Source organism: Dietzia sp. B44, assembly GCF_014145245.1.
GTDB classification, from domain to species: Bacteria; Actinomycetota; Actinomycetes; order Mycobacteriales; family Mycobacteriaceae; genus Dietzia; species Dietzia natronolimnaea.
In genome coordinates this window covers 1-1,676 of sequence record NZ_JAALEF010000243.1, presented here as the reverse complement: position 1 = coordinate 1,676, position 1,676 = coordinate 1, and the positions used below count along the sequence as shown (strand labels likewise).

Annotated in this window: 1 protein-coding gene; it reads left to right on the top strand. The window is 70.6% G+C overall.

Translation table 11 applies throughout. The features are described 5' to 3' along the window. Nucleotides 1-407: 407 nt before the first annotated feature. A complete protein-coding gene (locus tag G6017_RS08840; protein WP_179524420.1) occupies nucleotides 408-1,238 on the top strand; it encodes an HAD family hydrolase in 831 nt (276 codons plus the stop codon). Nucleotides 1,239-1,676: the final 438 nt, after the last annotated feature.

The window sequence follows — 1,676 nt, the reverse complement described above, 5'->3', positions numbered from 1 at the left end:
CACGGCGCGGACATCGGCGTCGAGGTCCGGGTCGGTCACGTCGACCGCGACGGTCCTGCCCGCGGGAGGGTCGGGGACTGTGTCGTGCGCTGCGCGAGGGCTCTGGGTCACGGGCACAGCGTGGCGCACCCACCGGTCGGCGGACCCGGCCCGATGCAGTGTCCCGGGGGCGGCTGTGGAGAGGCCGGGGGCTGTGGACAACACGCCGGGACCCGGGGTCCCCGACCCGGACACCCCGGGCCGCGGACCCCGCCCGAAATGGGAGAAACCGCGGCAGGGGGACGCCGCGGTTTCTCGAAGTCCCGATTCGTGGGGGAACGAATCGAGCACCTATAGGGGGATGCTCTCACGAGCGTGATCAGTATCACTTATCCGCGCGGTGAGCACAAGAACCGTATCGTGGAGCCGTGTCCGCCCCACGCCGCCAGGGCCCTCGGTCATCGCACCGACCTCGCCGGGTCGCCGCGTTCTTCGACCTCGACAAGACGATCATCGCCACCTCGTCGGTGTTCGCGTTCAACAAATCCTTCCTCGACGAGGGTCTGTTGTCCCGCCGATCGGTGATCGATCTGGCCTACACGCAGCTCGCGTTCAGCCTCTCCGACGCCGACGACGACCAGATGCAGAAGGTGCGCCAGGCCATGGCCACGGCCACCAAGGGGTGGGAGCCCGAGAAGGTCGAGCGCATCGTCACCGAAGGACTCACGGAGACCGTCTCGCCGACCGTGTACGCCGAGGCGCAGGAACTGCTCGCCGAGCACCGGGCGCTCGGGCACGACCTGGTGATCGTGTCCGCCTCCGGTGAGGAACTGGTGGCGCCGATCGCCCGGATGCTCGGCGTGGACCACTACGCCGGCACCCGCATGAACCGCGACGCCGACGGGCGGTACGGCGGGTCCATCGAGTTCTACTGCCAGGGACCGGGCAAAGCCGAGGCGATCCGGGCGTTCGCCCGGCGCTACGGCTACGACCTGGAGGCCTCGTACGCCTACTCCGACTCCTCCACCGACCTGCCGATGCTCGAGGAGGTCGGGCATCCGACGGTGATCAACCCGGACCGGGCGCTGCGCCGCGAGGCCCTGGAGCGCGGGTGGCCCATCCTCACCTTCTCCAACCCCACCCCGTTGCTCCCGACGCTGGAACGCGCGACCGGGCCGATCATCGGCGTCGGGGCGATCGCGCTCGCGGTGGGGGCGGCGGCCTTCTCCTTCGCCCGCTCCGCGCGGCGAGACCACTGAACCCGGTCGCCCGACTCGTCCGCCGGGACCGGTCACCCGACCCGCCCTCGTTCGGCCCCAACTCCTCATCGTGCGCCGCCGACACGGCGGGACGCGATGGCGGGAACCACCCGCAAGTCCCCGGGTTCCTTGTGGGATCCCCCCATCGCCGGGGCGCCTGTCCGCGCGGCATGCTCAGGGCACGGTGACGACGACGCCAGGACGGTGACGGAAGAGAAGTCACGGTTCCCCGTCCGAGCCACCGTCATCGATACTCCGGAACCCACGCGACGGATAACGCCCGAGAGGCACACCAGCCGTGGGTCCGCGCCAGCCGTCACCGACGGTTGTCCCGGACCGGCCACACGGCGGACCACAGGACGCCTGGTACCCGGATCTCTCGATGGAACCGCAGTGAGTTGGCGGGTCGGCACGCGTGCCGGCCCGCCATTCGCGTGC